The 16,211-nt window shown below is 72.0% G+C and carries 10 protein-coding genes; 7 read left to right on the forward strand and 3 right to left on the reverse strand.

All coding sequences use genetic code 11. The annotated features are described in order from the left end of the window. Positions 1–22 precede the first annotated feature (22 nt). A complete protein-coding gene (locus tag QSK31_RS09895) occupies positions 23–949 on the forward strand; it encodes a TIGR03560 family F420-dependent LLM class oxidoreductase (RefSeq protein ID WP_285682979.1) in 927 nt (308 codons plus the stop codon). 88 nt (positions 950–1,037) lie between these two features. Here QSK31_RS09895 and QSK31_RS09900 read toward each other — a convergent pair whose 3' ends face one another. Continuing rightward, entirely contained in the window at positions 1,038–1,532 is a 495-nt protein-coding gene (locus QSK31_RS09900; RefSeq protein WP_285682981.1) for a hypothetical protein, read from the reverse strand. 256 nt (positions 1,533–1,788) lie between these two features. After that, positions 1,789–6,345, reverse strand: coding sequence for an ATP-dependent helicase (locus QSK31_RS09905; protein ID WP_285683317.1), 4,557 nt, complete (start codon positions 6,343–6,345; stop codon positions 1,789–1,791). Between the two features lie 198 nt (positions 6,346–6,543). Here QSK31_RS09905 and QSK31_RS09910 point away from each other — a divergent pair, with 198 nt between their 5' ends. The 6 genes from QSK31_RS09910 to QSK31_RS09935 all read left to right on the forward strand — a co-directional run bounded on the left by QSK31_RS09910 (position 6,544) and on the right by QSK31_RS09935 (position 14,888). Next, positions 6,544–7,395 carry a DUF4397 domain-containing protein gene (locus QSK31_RS09910; RefSeq protein ID WP_285682983.1) on the forward strand — a complete coding sequence of 284 codons (852 nt, stop codon included), beginning with the start codon at positions 6,544–6,546 and terminating at the stop codon, positions 7,393–7,395. Positions 7,396–8,079: 684 nt separating this feature from the next. Beyond that, positions 8,080–8,727 carry a class F sortase gene (locus QSK31_RS09915; protein WP_285682985.1) on the forward strand — a complete coding sequence of 216 codons (648 nt, stop codon included), beginning with the start codon at positions 8,080–8,082 and terminating at the stop codon, positions 8,725–8,727. Between the two features lie 61 nt (positions 8,728–8,788). After that, positions 8,789–10,675, forward strand: a complete 1,887-nt coding sequence (locus QSK31_RS09920; protein WP_285682987.1) for a serine/threonine-protein kinase — start codon at positions 8,789–8,791, stop codon at positions 10,673–10,675. Between the two features lie 111 nt (positions 10,676–10,786). Continuing rightward, complete coding sequence (locus tag QSK31_RS09925; protein ID WP_502872924.1) at positions 10,787–12,292, forward strand: M28 family metallopeptidase; 1,506 nt, start codon at positions 10,787–10,789, stop codon at positions 12,290–12,292. Between the two features lie 185 nt (positions 12,293–12,477). After that, on the forward strand, positions 12,478–13,836 hold the full coding sequence (locus QSK31_RS09930; protein WP_285682988.1) for a hemolysin family protein: 1,359 nt from the start codon (positions 12,478–12,480) through the stop codon (positions 13,834–13,836). After that, positions 13,833–14,888, forward strand: a complete 1,056-nt coding sequence (locus tag QSK31_RS09935) for a hemolysin family protein (RefSeq protein ID WP_285682989.1) — start codon at positions 13,833–13,835, stop codon at positions 14,886–14,888. Before QSK31_RS09930 ends, QSK31_RS09935 begins: the two co-directional genes overlap by 4 nt. A 62-nt stretch (positions 14,889–14,950) precedes the next feature. On the opposite strand, the gene QSK31_RS09940 is transcribed toward QSK31_RS09935, so the two are convergent. Further along, entirely contained in the window at positions 14,951–16,210 is a 1,260-nt protein-coding gene (locus QSK31_RS09940) for a bifunctional pyridoxamine 5'-phosphate oxidase family protein/GNAT family N-acetyltransferase (RefSeq protein ID WP_285682990.1), read from the reverse strand. Position 16,211 lies beyond the last annotated feature (1 nt).

Here is a 16,211-nt window from a genome sequence, read left to right on the forward strand (position 1 = left end):
GGCCCGGGATAGTGTGGTGATCATGCGTCTCGTCACCTTCATCGAGCCCCAGAACGGCGCCACCTACGACCAGCAGCGCCGGGTCGCTCAGCTCACCGAGGACCTGGGCTTCGACGGCTTCTTCCGCAGCGACCACTTCGTGGCGATGGGCACCGACGGTCTGCCCGGCCCGACCGACTCGTGGGTGACGCTCGGCGCACTGGCCGTCCAGACGTCCCGCATCCGCCTCGGCACCCTGGTCACCTCGGCCACGTTCCGCCTGCCCGGCCCGCTGGCGATCAGCGTCGCCCAGGTCGACGAGATGAGCGGCGGCCGGGTGGAGCTCGGCCTGGGTGGCGGCTGGTTCGAGCGCGAGCACGCCGCGTACGGCATCCCCTTCCCGCCCACCGGCGAGCGTTTCGACCGCCTGGAGGAGCAGCTGGAGATCGTCACCGGACTGTGGACGGCCGACGGCCCGTACTCCTTCACCGGCAAGCACTACCAGCTCACCGACTCACCCGCCCTGCCCAAGCCGGTGCAGACCCCGCACCCGCCGGTCATCGTCGGCGGCAAGGGCAAGAAGCGCACCCCCGCCCTGGCCGCCCGCTTCGCGGACGAGTTCAACACCGCGTTCACCTCGGTCGAGGAGGCCACGGAGCTCTTCTCTCTGGTACGCGACGCTTCGTCGGCGATCGGCCGCACCACCCCGCTGGTCCTGTCGTCCGCGGTGGTCCTGTGCGTGGGCCGCGACGAGGCCGAACTGTCCCGCCGAGCCGACGCGATCGGCCGCAGCGTCGACGACTTGCGCACCGCCGCCGACGCCGTGGCCGGAACGGTCGACGAGGTGGTCGACAAGCTGGGGCGGTTCGGTGAGGCCGGGGCTTCCCGGATCTTCCTGCAGACCCTCGACCTGACGGACCTGCATCACCTCGAGCTGGCCGCGTCGGCGGTGGCTCCGCAGCTCAGCTAGGCGGTGGTTCGGCCGTTCGGCGTGGGCGGTGGTTCGGCGGGCCGGCTTGGCGGTGGTTCGGCAGCTCAGCTTGCCCGCGGCTCAGCAGTTAGGGGCGCTCGACGATCGTGGGCACTTCCTCACTGCGGGCGAGGACGGTCTCGCAGTGCTCACAGGTCAGCGAGTGCGGCCGGCCGGTGTTCGATTGAATGCTGGTGCGGCCGTTTTTCCGCTCGCCTTCCGGGCACAGATAGTGCAGCTCGAACCGAACCCACCCCGGCCCGATCGGCTTGGAACTCTGCTTCCGCTTGTCATCGTGAAACGGCGCCCACCATTGCTGAACGACGGCATGGAGTGTCTTCCGGTCTTCCCCGCTGAGCACATCGAACCCAGCTACCCGAGCCGCCGCGAAGTGCCGCCCGCCATGTTCTCGATCGCCGGTGCAGACCGCCCGCTCAGCGCCGACCGTGAGAAAGGTGGTCCGCCCCACCCGCTCACAGATGAAGCAATCCAGACTCAACTCGAACCCATGCCCGAAGTAGAGGTTGTGAAAGGGCGCCTCAGCAAGCGCAATGGTCGCGGTGATCTCCAACGTCCGCAGCATGCGAACGATCGTGGCACGCAACCACCACAACGTCAGCCCACGCCCAACGGTCCTCACACCGGACTGTGCTCGCGCCGGACCGTCCTCGTGCCGCGCCGTGCCGTGCCGCGCCGTGCCGTGCCGCGCCGTGCCGTGCCGTGCCGCGCCGCGCCGCGCCGCGCCATGCTGAGCCGTGCCATGCTGAGCCGTGCCATGCTGAGCCGTGCCGTGCCGTGCCGTGCCGTGCTGAGCCGCGCCGTGCCGCGCCGGGATGGGGTCAGCCGCGTAAGCGCAGGCCGCGGGGGGTCACTCGGAAGCCGGCCGTCGTCAGGGCGTCCCGCAGGGGAGACGCGTGCACGGATTCGCCGTCGGCGCGTTCCACCGACATGGCGCCGAGCGCGCCGGAACGGACGGCCCTCGCCAGCCCTTCGCCGGCCGCAACCAGGGCCTCCGTGTCGTCCACGAACGACAGCAGCGTCCGGCCGCCGCGCTCGACGTAGATCACCAGCTCGCCGCCGACCAGCACGACCAAGGCGCCGGCCTTGCGGCCCGCCCGGTGGCCGGTCGCCGCGACCTTTTCGCCGTCGCCGCTGTCGACCACGCGTTCCGGCCAGGGCAGCGCCGCGCCGTAGGGGTTGGCCGGGTCGGTCGAGGCCAGCACCACCGCGGACACGCCGGTCCGGCGGGTGAGCTCGGCCGGCTCGGCGAGTGCCCGCAGACGGTCGACCGCGCCGGGCACCGCGAACTGCGCCGCCCCCAAACCCTCGACGAAGTAGCCGCGTCGGGCCGCCCCGCGTTCTTCCAGGGCGCCGAGCACCGGGTACACGGCTGCGAAACCGCCGGTCACGCCCTCGGACATGACCGCGCCTCGGGTGATCACGCCGTGGCGTTCGAGCAGGAGGTCGGCGAGTGCCGCCGCGCGGCGGGTGAGGTCGAGGTCGCGGTCGGGGAGCCGGGACCAGCGGCCGGCCATCGCGGGCGGTCCGGTGCGGCTGGGCATGGTCGCGCGGCCGGGCCTGCGGTAGCGGGTGCGCGCCGGCGCGGCCTTCGCGCGGTGGGCGCCGCTGCTGCCGAGCAGGCCGCGGAGCGGCGCGAAGGTGTCGTTGGTCAGGTGGCCGCCCCAGACCAGGTCCCAGACCGCCGCGGTGAGTGCGGGGTCGTCGGTGGAACCCACCCGATCGGAGAGAGACCGGAAGAACAGCGCCTGCCCGTCGCCGAGCGTGTCCAGCACGGACTGGTGCAGCGGGGTGAGCGCCAGCTCGTCGTCCGGTGGCGGCAGCAGCAGGGGTGCCATGTCGGCGTACGCCAGGGTCACCCACCCGTCGTTGCCACCCACCGAGCCGGCGCCGGCCCACACCAGCTCGCCCGATCCGGTCAGCTCGTCCAGCATTGCCGGGCTGAAGTCCGCGACCCGCGCCGGCAGCACGAGCCGTTCCCAGGCCGAGGCCGGGATCGCGACGCCCTGCAACTGCTCGACCGTGGCCGCGACCGCATCGACCCCGCGCGCGTTGCCGCCCACCTGGTGCCATCGGGGCAGGAACGCGGCCAGCACCCTCGGCGGGACCGGCTCGATCTCGCGGCGCAACGCGGCCAGCGACCGTCGCCGCAGCAGGCGCAGCACCTCGGCGCCGCACCACTCGCTGCCCGCCCCGTCGGGCGAGAACTCCCCACTGACCACCCGGCCGGTGGCGCTCAGCCGTTTCAGGGCCTGCTCGACCACGAACACGCCGAGCCCGAAATGCGCCGCGCACGTGGCCGCGGCGAACGGGCCGTGTGTCCGCGAGTAGCGCGCGACCAGGTCACCGAGCGGGTCGGCGACCGGTTCCAGGTAGGCCTCGGCCACCCCCACCGGTAGCGCCACCCCCAGCGCGTCGCGGAAGCGGCCCGCGTCCTCGACGCCGATCCACCGTTCCTCGCCGGCGATCCGCACCCGCAGCGCACGGCGCGTGCTCTCCAGAGAGCGGGCCCAGTCCAGGTCGACGTGGCGGTCCGTCAGCGCCTTGTCGGAGAGGTCGCCCAGCAGCCGCAGCAGCTCGGCGGTGTCCTCCGCGTCGCGGGGCGTCCGCTGCGGGGTCAGCCACTGCAGCTGGTTCTCCGTCTCGGTCACGACCGCCGGATCGAGCAGCTCGCGCAGGTCGACCCGGCCGAGCAGCTCACCGAGCAGCGTGGAGTCGAGGGCCAGCGCGGCGGCCCGGCGCTCGGCCAGCGGCGCGTCACCCTCGTAGAGGAACGCCCCCACGTACCCGAACAACAGCGACCGGGCGAACGGCGACGGCCGCGGCGTCTCGGTCTCCACCAGCCGCACCTTGCGGCCGCCGATCTCGCGCATCAGACCGACCAGGCCGGGCAGGTCGAAGACGTCCTGCAGGCACTCGCGGGCCGCCTCCAGCGTCACCGGGAAGTCGGCGTACTCGCGGGCGACGTCGAGCAGCTGCGCCGACCGCTGGCGCTGCTGCCAGAGCGGCTGACGGCGGCGCGGATCGCGGCGGGGCAGCAGCAGCGACCGGGCGGCGCACTCACGGAACCGGGACGCGAACAGGGCGGATGTGCCCACCGACTCCTCGACGAGCTGGCTGATCTCCTCGGGGTCGAACACGACCAGGTCGGCGCCCGGCGGTTCCTCGGCGGTGTCCGGCAAGCGGATCACGATGCCGTCGTCGGAGGGCATGACCTGCCCGTCCACGCCGTACCGCTCGCCCAGCCGGCGGGCGATCGCCAACGCCCACGGCGCGTTGACCCGCGCGCCGAGGACACAGTGCACCGTCAGCCGCCAGTCGCCGATCTCGTCGCGGAAACGCTCGACCACAATCGTCCGGTCGTCGGGCAGGTTGCGCGTCGCCTCGCGCTGTTCCCGCAGGTAGGCGATCAGGTTGCCGGCGGCCCACTCGTCCAGCCCCGCATCGCGCAGGGAGGCGATCGCCTTCTCGTCATCGGCCTTGGACAGGGTGCGCAGCCGTGCCCCGATGGCCCGGCCCAGCTCGACCGGGCGGCCGAGCGCGTCACCTTTCCAGAACGGCATCCGCGCCGGTGCGCCCGGGGCGGGCGTGACGAGCACCCGGTCGGGCGTGATGTCCTCGATCCGCCAGGACGTCGAGCCCAGCAGGAAGACGTCGCCGACGCGAGACTCGTACACCATCTCCTCGTCGAGCTCACCGACCCGGGAGGCCTTCTCCGAGCCGGCCAGGAAGACCCCGAACATGCCCCGGTCGGGGATGGTGCCGCCGCTGGTCACGGCCAGCCGCTGCGCGCCCGGCCGGCCGGTCAGCTGGTCGGTGCCGCGGTCCCAGACCAGGCGCGGCCGCAGCTCGGCGAAAGCGGTCGACGGATAACGCCCGGACAGCATGTCGAGCACCGCGTGCAGGGCCGAGTCGGGCAGTTCGGCGAACGGCGCCGTCCGCCGGACCAGCGTCGCCAGGTCGTCGAGCTGCCAGGTGTCCAGGGCGACCATGGCCACGATCTGCTGGGCCAGCACGTCCAGCGGATTGCGCAGGTAGCGCAACTCCTCGATCGCGCCGGCGGTCATCCGTTCCGAGACCACGGCGCAGGAGACGAGGTCACCGCGATGCTTGGGGAAGACCACGCCGCGGGACACCGCACCGACCTGGTGCCCGGCCCGCCCGATGCGCTGCAGACCGGCTGAGACCGATGGTGGCGCCTCGATCTGCACGACCAGGTCGACGGCGCCCATGTCGATGCCCAGCTCCAGGCTGGAGGTGGCGACGACCGCGGGCAGCCGGCCGGATTTCAGCGCCTCCTCGATCTGTTTGCGCTCCTCACGCGACACCGAGCCGTGATGCGCCCGGGCGACCACCGGCGCGGCGCCTCGGGTGCCGCCGGCCTGCGCCATGATCTCGGCGGGCAGCCGGGTCGCCTCCGGCGGCGGCTCACCCGCGCGCTCGGCGGACAGCTCGTTGATGCGGGCGCACAGCCGCTCGGCGCCGCGGCGTGAGTTGGTGAACACGATCGTGGACCGGTGCGCCTCGATGAGGTCGAGCACCCGTTCCTCCACCGCCGGCCATATCGACGGCTGACGGCGTACCCCATCGGGGTTGTCAAGATCGTTTTCTTGAACCTCGTCGAGCCTGGTCATGTCCTCGACCGGCACCTGCACCTCGACCTCGATCGTCTTGGTGCTCGGCGGCTGCACGATCTCCACCTGGTGGGCGCCGCCGAGGAAGCGGGCGGTGTCGTCGATCGGCCGGACCGTCGCGGAGAGCCCGACCCGCTGCGCCGGCTTGGGCAGCAGCTCGTCCAGCCGTTCCAGGGATAGCGCGAGGTGGGCGCCGCGCTTGGTGGCCGCGACGGCGTGCACCTCGTCGATGATCACGGTCTGCACGCCCCGCAGCGACTCGCGGGCCGCGGAGGTCAGGAGCAGGAACAACGACTCCGGCGTGGTGATCAGCACGTCGGGCGGGGTGCGCTGGAAGCTGCGGCGCTCGTCGGCCGGCGTGTCGCCGGTGCGCATGCCGACGGTGATGTCGGGCGGCGGCACGCCCAGCCGCCCCGACGCCTGCCGGATGCCGGTCAGCGGCGCCCGCAGGTTGCGCTCGACATCCACCGCCAGCGCCTTGAGCGGGCTGACGTAGAGGATGCGGCAGCGCTGCTTCGGATCGTCGGGCAGCGGCTCGTGGGCCAGCCGATCGAGGGACCAGAGGAACGCGGCCAGCGTCTTGCCGGAGCCGGTCGGCGCGACCACGAGCGCGTGGTGACCGGCGCCGATCGCCCGCCACGCACCCGCCTGCGCCGCGGTGGGCGCGGCGAACGCGGCCTGGAACCACTCCCGCGTGGCCGGGCCGAACTGCTCCAACACCTGCTGTTCCCGCACGCCAACCATGGTGCCCCGGAGGTACGACAAAAATGCGGTCACGCCTCGCCGGTGACTGCCACGTATCGGTCATCCGAGCATGAGTAGGACCGTCGACCAGCGGTTTCGGGTGACCGGAAGGACCATGGTGCATCTCCGGTGTCCTGCGGCACATTGGCAGGGACCGCGCTCGATGTGTCATACAGCCGAATGAAGCCAGGAGGCTCCGTGTTCACCTCGGCACCACACGTACGGCGCCTCGGCAGCGCCGCCGCGGCAATCGCGGCCCTCGCTGCCATCACCCTCAGCGCTTCACCCGCCGCCGCAGCCGATGACGGCTACGTCCGGCTCGCCCACCTGTCACCCGATACGCCCCAGGTGGACGTGTACCTGAAGGCGGACTCCGGCGGTAAGGAGCAGACCTTCCCCGGCGTCGGCTACGGGGTCATGTCCCCCTACCTGCGGCTTTCCGCCGGGCGGTACTCGGTCGCCATGCGCAAGGCGGGCGCCGACCCCAAGACCAAACCGGTCCTCACCACGGAGGTCTCGGTCCAGGGCGGCCAGGCCTACACGGTCGCGGGCGTCGGTCGTTACGCGGACCTGGGCCTTCGCGTGCTCCAGGACGACCTCGAACTGCCCGAGCCGGGCGAGTCCAAGGTCAGGATCATTCAAGCTTCGGTACGCGCACCCGTGCTCGATGTGAACGTCGCCGACGGACCGAGCATCGCCGACGGCGTCCAGTTCGCCACCACGACGGACTATCGCCAGGTCAAGCCCGGAAAGTGGACGGTCAAGGTGCAGCCGAGCGGTGGCGGGCGGAGCAGCAGCCTGCCCTGCACCCTGGGCGCGGGGAGTGTCTACTCGCTGCTGGTGCTCGACGCCAAGGGCGGCGGCCTCAAGCCGGAACTGCACATCGACGCCGGAGGTCAGGGCCAGGTCCCGCGCGGCGGCGTGGCCACCGGCGTAGGCGGCACCCAGCCCGGATCCCCGATGCCGATGGCGCTGACGATCGCGGGCATCGCGGCCGTACTCACCGGTGGCCTGGTGGTCCTCATCCGCCGGCGTCCCCGGACGGCCTGACCCGGCGCTCGAACCATGACCGCGGAGTCTGAGGAGGCGTCGGTTTCCGAGGAGTCGACGCCTTCGCCGGGCGGGCCGACGCCTTCGCCGGGCGGGCCGACGCCTTCGCCGGGCGGCGTGACGCTTTCGGCGAGCGGGCCGATGCCGTTGCCGGGCGGGGCGACGCCTGCGGCGGGCGGTGTGCGCGCGGTGATCCGGATTGAATCCGCGGACGAACCGCCTGCTCGCGGGCGTGCCCGGGTCGACGGCGCAATCGATCCCGCGCTGCGTGACGCGCCGTTGTATGTCGCGCCGCTCCAACGCCGCCTGCGGCCCCCGCCCCCGTCGCCGCCCTCGATGGCGCGACCCTCGATGCTGCGACCCTCGATGCTGCCGACCCCGGCGCCCTCGCCGGCGTCTGCGGCCGTGAGTTCGTCGCCGGGCCCTGCGTCCAGCGGATCGCCGCTGGTGGGTCCGGCGGTGCCGACGTCGCCGCTGGTCGGTCGGCGCTCGCCGTCCCCGCCGGAGACCGATGCCCCGTCGAACTCCGATCCTTCCCCCGCGACCTCGTTGCCAGGCCCTCCCACCCCCTCCGCCGCAGAGGCAGAAGAACCAGGTGGCGACCCATCCGAGGTCGGTCCGGCTCCGAATCCTCCGGTGCCGCCAGCGCAAGGAAGACTCCGCCGTCTCGGGAAGAGCGCGCTCATGCCCGTGATCGCCGCTGCCCTGGCGGCGTTCGTCGCCGGCACCGGTTACCTGGCGATCAGGGAGCGCCCGGCCTCCGACGACGTCGGCCGCTGGGCCGGGACACCGCAGGCAGCACCACCCGCCGCCGCCCCCAGCGACGAGGCGCCGTTCGCCGTGTCCACCGACGGCGCCGCGCCCGACCCGTTCGCCGCTTTCGCTCCCACCTACTCCGGCACGCCGACCCGCCTGCGGGTGAAGGCGATCGGCGTCGACACCCCTCTCGAGGCGCTGCGGCTCGGCCCGGACGGTGCGCTCACCCCGCCGAAGGACTTCGCCAAGGCCGGCTTCTACGCCGACGGCACGCTGCCGGGTGACATCGGTCCGGCGGTCATCGCCGGTCACGTCGACTCGAAGCGTGGCCCGGCCGTCTTCTACAAGCTCCGCGAGATGCAGAAGGGCGACCGCATCGAGGTGGTGCGCGGGAGCAAGACGGTCGCCTACACCGTCACGTCCACGGCCTGGCATCCCAAGAGCAAATTCCCGACAGATCAGGTGTACGGACCCACACCGGACAGCCAGCTGCGGCTTATCACGTGCGGTGGGGTTTTCGATCACACGCTGCGGTCATATAAGGACAACCTCGTGGTCTACGCGGTGGCCGGGTGATCGCCGTTCCCCCGTTTCCGGGCGAATGACTATTCTTAGGCCAAGCGACGGGTGGGGGCTGATGGCGGTCAGGCGCATGCTCATCGCCGGGCGGTATCGATTGCACGAGCCGGTCGGCTCCGGCGGCATGGGCCGGGTCTGGATGGCCCGTGACGAGATGCTCGACCGGGATGTGGCGGTCAAGGAGTTCGTACCACCGGACTGGATGACCGACGACGAGAAGAACCGGCTGCGCGACCGTACGCTCCGGGAGGCCCGCAGCGCGGCACGTCTCAACCACCCGCACGTGGTCCGCATCTATGACGTGGTGCACGCCGGCGGCCTGCCCTGGATCGTGATGGAGTACGTCCCGTCCCGCTCCCTGCACCAGGTCATCGCCGAGGACGGGCCGTACGACCCGGCCGCCGCGGCCCGCATCGGCCTGGACGTGCTGGACGCGCTGACCGCCGCGCATCGTGCCGGCGTGCTGCATCGCGACATCAAGCCGCACAACGTGCTGATCGGCGACGGCCGGGTGGTGCTCACCGATTTCGGCCTGGCCACGTTCGTCGACGACGGCGCCGTCACCGGCCCGGGCATGGTCGTGGGCTCCCCGCAGTACGTGTCGCCGGAGCGAGCCCGGGACGGCGCCTCCACCGTGGAGTCCGACCTGTGGTCGCTGGGCGCCTCGCTCTACGCCGCGGTCGAGGGCCGTTCGCCGTACGCCCGGGAGAGCGCGATGGCCACGCTGATGGCGCTGGCCACCGACTCGCCCGACCCGCCGGTGCTGGCCGGGCCGCTGGCGCCGGTGCTGATGGGTCTGCTGCAGCGTGATCCGGCCGCCCGGCTGACCGCCGATCAGGTGGAGGAGCGGTTGCGTGCGGTTGTGGCCGGCGCGCGTACTCCGGAGAAGGCCAGGGTGACCCCCAACCGCGCGCGCGTCCCACTGCCCCGATCCCCGGCCGAGGTCGGCAACGCGGCGCAGCCGCGGCTGAGCGGGATGCTGACGGACACACCCGCGCGTCCCGATGTCGAGCCGGAGCCCGTCGTCGAACGCAACGCGTCGCCGGTCACCGCCGGTGAGCCCGCGGCCGCACCTGCCGCGCGTCGCGGCAATCGCGGTCCGCTGGCGGCCGAACCCCGTGTGAAGAACGCGAAACGAGCGCCTCTCGCGGCGGCGGAGCACGCGCCGCCGCCCGACACGATCACCGTGCTGCCGGTCGGCGCGCGGCGGAATCGTGCCCGCTTCGTGGTGGCGGGTGCGCTGCTGGTCGCGGTCCTGGCCGGCACCGGTCTCGCGGCCGGTTACCTGCGTCAGGGCGATGACGACCGGGCCCGCCCGGTCGTCGTCACGCCGACCGGCTCGGCCGAGCCGGCGGCGTCCGTCACTCCCGCGGTCGCCGGGTTCAGTCCGGCGATCTGCGACCGCGAGCCGGCTCAGGACGCGCCGCGCACCCCTCAGGCAGGCGCGAAGACCGACGTCAACGGCTGGGAACTCGTGTCCGGCTTCTCGTACTTCCTCGATCCGGCCGGGTTCCACATCGCAGTGCCGGACGGCTGGACCTACGAGCGGATCGGCACCACGGTCTGCTTCCGTGACCCGGAGAACGTCCGCATCCTGAGCATCGATCACGGCCGGAACCCCACCGGCGATCCGGTGGCGGCCTGCCGGACCGAGGCGACCCGGCTCGTGCGGGCGGGCGCGTTGCCGAAGTATCAGCAGGTCGGCGAGATCGAGCGGGTGCCGCTGCTCAACCGGGCGGCCGACTGGGAGTACCGCTACGACAACGCCTCGGCGGTGCGGATGCATGCGATCACGAGGTGGTTCGCCTCCGGCCCGAACGCGTACGCCCTCGGCTGGATCACCCGCGACTTCGACTGGGATCAGAACCGGGCGACGTACGCGATGATCCAGAGCTCGTTCTACCGTCAACAGCCGACCGGGTTGCGTGCGACGCCGCGGCGCTGACGGCCCCCGGCCGGCGCTGTCTTTTCCGGCCTCGCAATATGGCTCATCCGATATGACAACCATCGATCCGTAGCGTGTCATTCTCAGGTTCCCCCTAACGCGGAGGAACCCGTGAGAACACTCCCTGTCATCGGCGCGACCGTCCTCCTGGGAACGCTGATAGCAGCGCCCGCCCAGGCCGTTGCCGTAGCAGCGCCCGACATCCCGGTCGCCAACGTCAAGGCACACCTCGCCCAGTTGCAGAGCATCGCGACCGCGAACGGTGGCAACCGCGCACACGGCCGGCCGGGTTACCTGGCTTCCGTCACCTACGTGAAGAACCTGCTCGACCAGGCCGGTTTCGTCACGCAGCAGCAGTCGTTCACCTACAACGGCGCGACCGGGTACAACCTGATCGCGGACTGGCCGGGCGGCGACACCAGCGACACGCTGATGATCGGCGCGCACCTGGACAGCGTCACCGCGGGACCGGGCATCAACGACAACGGCTCCGGCTCGTCCGCCAACCTCGAGGTGGCGCTGGCCGTGGCACGGACCGGGTTCCAGCCCGAGCGGCACCTGCGGTTCGGCTGGTGGGGCGCCGAGGAACTGGGCCTGCGCGGCTCGACCGCGTACGTGAACTCGCTGACCTCCGCGCAACGGGCCGCGATCGGCGGTTACCTGAACTTCGACATGGTCGGCTCGCCCAACCCCGGCTACTTCCTCTACGACGGTGACAACTCCGACGGCACCGGCTCCGGTCCGGGGCCGTCCGGGTCGGCGGAGATCGAGCAGACCCTGGCCGATTACTTCACCTCGATCGGCGTGCCCACCCGTGGCACCGACTTCGACGGGCGCAGCGACTACGGCCCGTTCATCGCCAACGGCATCCCGGCGGGTGGCATCTTCACCGGCGCGGAGGGCCGCAAGACCGCGGCGCAGGTCCAGCTGTGGGGCGGTACGGCCACCACGTTCGACCCCTGCTACCACGCCTCCTGCGACACCACGGCGAACATCAACGACACCGCCCTGGACCGCAACTCGGACGCCATCGCCTACACGGTGTGGACCCTCGCGTCGGCGACCGAGGAGCCGCCGCCCACCGGTGACACCGTCTGGCAGGACACCTTCGAGACGGCCACCGGCTGGACCGCGGGCAGCGGCGACGCGGCGACCTCCGGCCGCTGGGAGCGCGGCGACCCACAGGCGACCAGCTCCGGCGTGACGACCCAGCTCGGCACTGCCGTGAGTGGCACGTTCGACCTGGTCACCGGTGCCACGGCCGGTGCCAGCGCGGGCGCCAACGACGTGGACGGCGGCGCCACCACGATCCGCTCGCCCAGCATCACCCTGCCGACCGGCACGCTGTCGCTGTCCTTCGGCTGGTACCTGTCGCACCTCAACAACTCGAGCAGCTCGGACTACTTCCGCGTCCGCGTGGTCTCGGGCAGCACCACGACGACGGTCTTCACCCAGGCCGGCGCCGCGAGCGACCGGGCCGCCGCGTGGCAGACCGCGACCGTCAACCTGTCCGCCTACGCCGGGCAGACCGTCCAGCTCAGCGTCGAGGCCGCCGACCTCTCCACGGCCAGCCTGGTCGAGGCCGCGGTCGACGACGTGACGATCACCCGCAGCTGACCGACGTGCCCGGGGGAGGGGCCGGCACCCTCTCCCGGGCATCCGTCCGTGACGTACGACACTGATGACGTGGCGCAACCAGCGTGCTCCCAGGCAGCGTTCAGCCATTCTTGTTACTTTCCCGGGATGAATGGCAGTACCCAGCCGGGCTCGGCCCGGCTCTCCTACGGCCCGTCGAGGCCGTCGTGCTGATCCTCATCGGTCTGCTCCTGGTCCTCGTGGTCACGGCATTGACCGGCTACTTCGTCGCTCAGGAGTTCGGGTATGTCGCGGTCGACCGTGGCCGGCTCCGGCATCTGGCCGACGAGGGTGACGAGGCCGCGGCTCGTGCTCTCAAGATCACCGAGCGTCTCTCGTTCGTGCTCTCCGGGGCACAGTTGGGCATCACCGTCACCGCGCTGGTCGTCGGATATGTCGCGGAGCCGTATCTCGGCGAGGGCCTGGCCGATCTCCTCGGCGTGGCCGGCGTGCCGGACGCGGTCAGTGTCCCGGTCGCCGTCTTCCTGGCGCTGCTGATCGCGACCGTGGTGCAGATGGTCTTCGGTGAGCTCGCCCCCAAGAACCTGGCGATCGCACGCTCCGAGAGCCTGGCCAAGGCGCTGTCCCGGTCCACGCTGATGTATCTGGCGGTCTTCGGCCCGATCATCCGGCTCTTCGACAAGGCGGCCTCGAAGCTGCTGCGCCGGGTGGGCATCGAGCCCATCGACGAGCTGCCGGAAGGCGCCACCAACGAGGACCTCGAGCAGATCATCGCCGAGTCCCGGGCGCAGGGGCACCTCGACCCGGAGCTCTCCGCGCTGCTGGACCGCGGCCTCGATTTCCGCGGCCGGACAGCCGCCGAGGTGATGGTGCCGCGTGTCGACGTCAAGACCGTCCGCGCGGACGACCCGCTCACGCGCGTGGTCGGTCTGCTGGACACCGGCCGGTCGCGGTTCCCGGTGCGTTCCGACGCCGGCGTGGACGAGATCGTCGGCGTCGTCGGCATCACCGACGTGCTGGCCGTGCCGCCGGAGCGACGCGACTCGACCACCGTGGCCGAGGTGGCGATCGCACCCTTGATGGTGCCGTCGTCGCTCCGGCTGCCCGCGGTGCTCGACCGCATGCGCGGCGGGCACCGCCAGCTGGCCTGCGTCGTGGACGAGTACGGCGGCTTCGCCGGCATCGTCACCCTCGAGGACATCGCCGAGGAACTGGTCGGGCCAATCCGGGACGAGGACGACCTGCCCGAACCGGCGCCGGTGCGACAGGACGACGGGACCTGGGTCGTCCCGGGGCGCTGGCGGATCGACGAGGTGGCCGACGCGACCGGTGTCGAACTGCCCGAGGACAACGGGTACGACACCGTCTCCGGGCTCGTCCTGGCGAGGCTCGGCCGGGTGCCGCTGGTCGGCGACGAGGTGCAGGTCGAGGCGCAGCCGACCCTGGACGCCGCCCCGCCGCTGGTGCTCCGGGTGCTGTCGGTGGACCGGCACGTGCCGGGCACCGTACGGATCTCCGAGGCCGCGCCCGTCACCGGCGCCACGCACGCGGAGGTGACCTCGTGAGCACCACCTGGGCGATCGTGAACTCGCTGCTCCTGCTGGTGGCGAACGCGTTCTTCGTCGCCGCCGAGTTCGCGCTGGTGGCCAGCAAGCGTTACCGGCTGGAGCACGCCGCGGCGGAGGGCAGCCGTGCCGCACGAGCGGCCCTGGACGGCACCCGCGAGCTCTCGGTGATGCTCGCCGGCGCTCAGCTGGGCATCACACTCTGCTCGCTGGGGCTGGGCGCGCTCGCCGAACCGGCGCTCGAGCACCTGATCAGCCCGCTGCTGCACGCGGTGGGGCTGCCGGACGCGCCGAGCCACGTGATCGCCCTGCTGATCGCGCTGCTCATCGTCACCTTCCTGCACCTGGTGATCGGCGAGATGATGCCGAAGTCGTGGGCGATCACTCACCCGGAGCGGTCGGCCACCATGTTGGCGCTGCCGTTCCGCGCTTTCACGCGGGTGGTCCGGCCCGGCCTCAACGTCCTGAACGGCCTGGCCAACGCGTCGCTCAGACTGGTCGGCGTGCAGCCGCAGGACCAGCTGGCGCAGGCGCACGGCCCGCAGGAGATGAACATCCTGCTGGAGCGCTCCGAGGCCGAGGGTCTGATCGAGGCGGAGCAGACCGCTCTGCTGACCAGCATGCTGCGCCTGCAGGAGAAGACCGTCGCCGACGTGCTCATCCCGGACGACCAGCTGGTCACGGTCACGCCACTGTCCCGCGCGATCGAGGTCGAGTCGGCGTCGCGCCACAGCGGGCGCTCCCGCCTCGCCGTGGTCGGCGAAGACGGCCTCGTCGCCGGTGTGGTGCATGTCCGCGAGGCGATCCGGGCGACCACGGCGGGCCGGGACGTGACCGCCGCGGACCTGATGGATTCGCCGTTCACCCTGACCGCCGGCGTCACCGTGACGGACGCGGTGACCGCGATGCGAGCCGGTCGTGCACAGCTGGCGATGATCACCAGCCGCGGCCGCCGGGTCGGTTTCGTGGCGATGGAGGATCTGCTGGAGCAGGTCATCGGCGAGTTCGACGACGAGACCGACCCTGTCCCGGCGGGCCGCCGCATGCGCTGACCGGCAACCCGTAACCATCCGGCCTGGCCGGCGCACTCCACCCCCGTGTGGTGTGCGCATGGTCAGGCCGGCTGCGTCGTGCGGCCTGCCTCGGCGAGCCGCTCGCGTAGTCGCGTCGCGGCCGCCGGCCACTCGTCGGCGGTCATGGCGAAGAAGACCGTGTCCCGCCAGGTGCCGTCCGGCCGCAACCGGTGCCGCCGGATCACCCCGTCGCGGCTCGCCCCGAGCCTCGCGATCGCCCGCTGGGACCGCTCGTTGCGCACATCGGTGTACCAGAACACCCGCTCGGCGCCGAGCACCTCGAACGCCCGCTCCAGCAGCAGGAGCTTGGACTCCGTATTCACACCCGTGCGCCACGAACGGCGGCCCAGGATCGAGTGGCCGATCGCCACCACCCGGCCGGCCTCGTCGACGTCGTGGTAGCTGGTGGTGCCGAGCACCTCGCCGGTCTCCGGATGAAGCTGCGCCCACGGGACACGCCCGCCGAGCCACTGCTCGCGCAGCGCATCGGTCACGATCGCCTCGACCTGATCGCGGGACGTGGGTCGCGGCGAGGAGAGGAACTGCCAGGTCTCGTCGTCGTCGAGAGCCGCGGACAAGCCGTCGACATGCCCCGGGGCGAGCTGCTCGAGCCGGACGTGCCGACCGGTCATCGTGGCCGCCGTCCGCCAGGGCGACGAGGTGCCGCCGAGATAGGCCGGCGGCGCCGCTGCCACGCCGGCATCGGTCTCGGGCGGGCCGGCGACCCGGCGAAGGGGCAGCACGCCGGCCCAGTGGGGCAGGTCGAGGTCGGCCTCCTCATCCACCACGCCACCCGTGCGGACGCGCGCGGACACCTCGTCGAGGCCGAGTGCGAGCACCTGGGTCTCGGCCATCTCCTTGCGGGTCGGCGGCCGGCTGTCCGCGGCGCGACCAGGACCGATCTTGTCGACCAGAGCGGTCATCGCCGCCGCTTTCTCGGCCGGATCGGTCACCGGGCGGGCGAGGCCGTGCGCCACGACGGACCGGTAGTTGGCGCTGTGGTGCATGTGCGAGCGCGCGTACACAATGCCGTCGAGCAGAGTGACCGACACGCAGACCGGAACCCCGCCGGAGCGGGCCGTGAGGCCCAGCCTGCCGCCCGTCGACCCGTGCAGGAACAGCGTCTCGCCGACGCGGACGTGCAGCGTGGGGAGCACGCGAGGCTCACCGTCCACGACGAAGGCGACGGAACAGTCATACGCCTCGTCCAGAATCGCGTGGGCGACGTCGTGGTCGTAGTGCATGCGGTCGCGGTAGCGGCTTGCCGTGCTCCGCGGTGTGGGTGAGTAGCTGTCGGTCACG

It is taken from the genome of Actinoplanes sp. NBRC 103695, assembly GCF_030269485.1.
GTDB lineage: Bacteria > Actinomycetota > Actinomycetes > Mycobacteriales > Micromonosporaceae > Actinoplanes.

What these genes read in the sequence shown, in the direction of transcription:
- QSK31_RS09905 (WP_285683317.1), bottom strand. Translation starts at nt 6,345, where the DNA reads ATGGTTGGCGTGCGGGAACAGCAGGTGTTGGAGCAGTTCGGCCCGGCC.
- QSK31_RS09900 (WP_285682981.1), bottom strand. Translation starts at nt 1,532, where the DNA reads ATGCTGCGGACGTTGGAGATCACCGCGACCATTGCGCTTGCTGAGGCG.
- QSK31_RS09895 (WP_285682979.1), top strand. Translation starts at nt 23, where the DNA reads ATGCGTCTCGTCACCTTCATCGAGCCCCAGAACGGCGCCACCTACGAC.
- QSK31_RS09915 (WP_285682985.1), top strand. Translation starts at nt 8,080, where the DNA reads ATGCCCGTGATCGCCGCTGCCCTGGCGGCGTTCGTCGCCGGCACCGGT.
- QSK31_RS09920 (WP_285682987.1), top strand. Translation starts at nt 8,789, where the DNA reads ATGGCGGTCAGGCGCATGCTCATCGCCGGGCGGTATCGATTGCACGAG.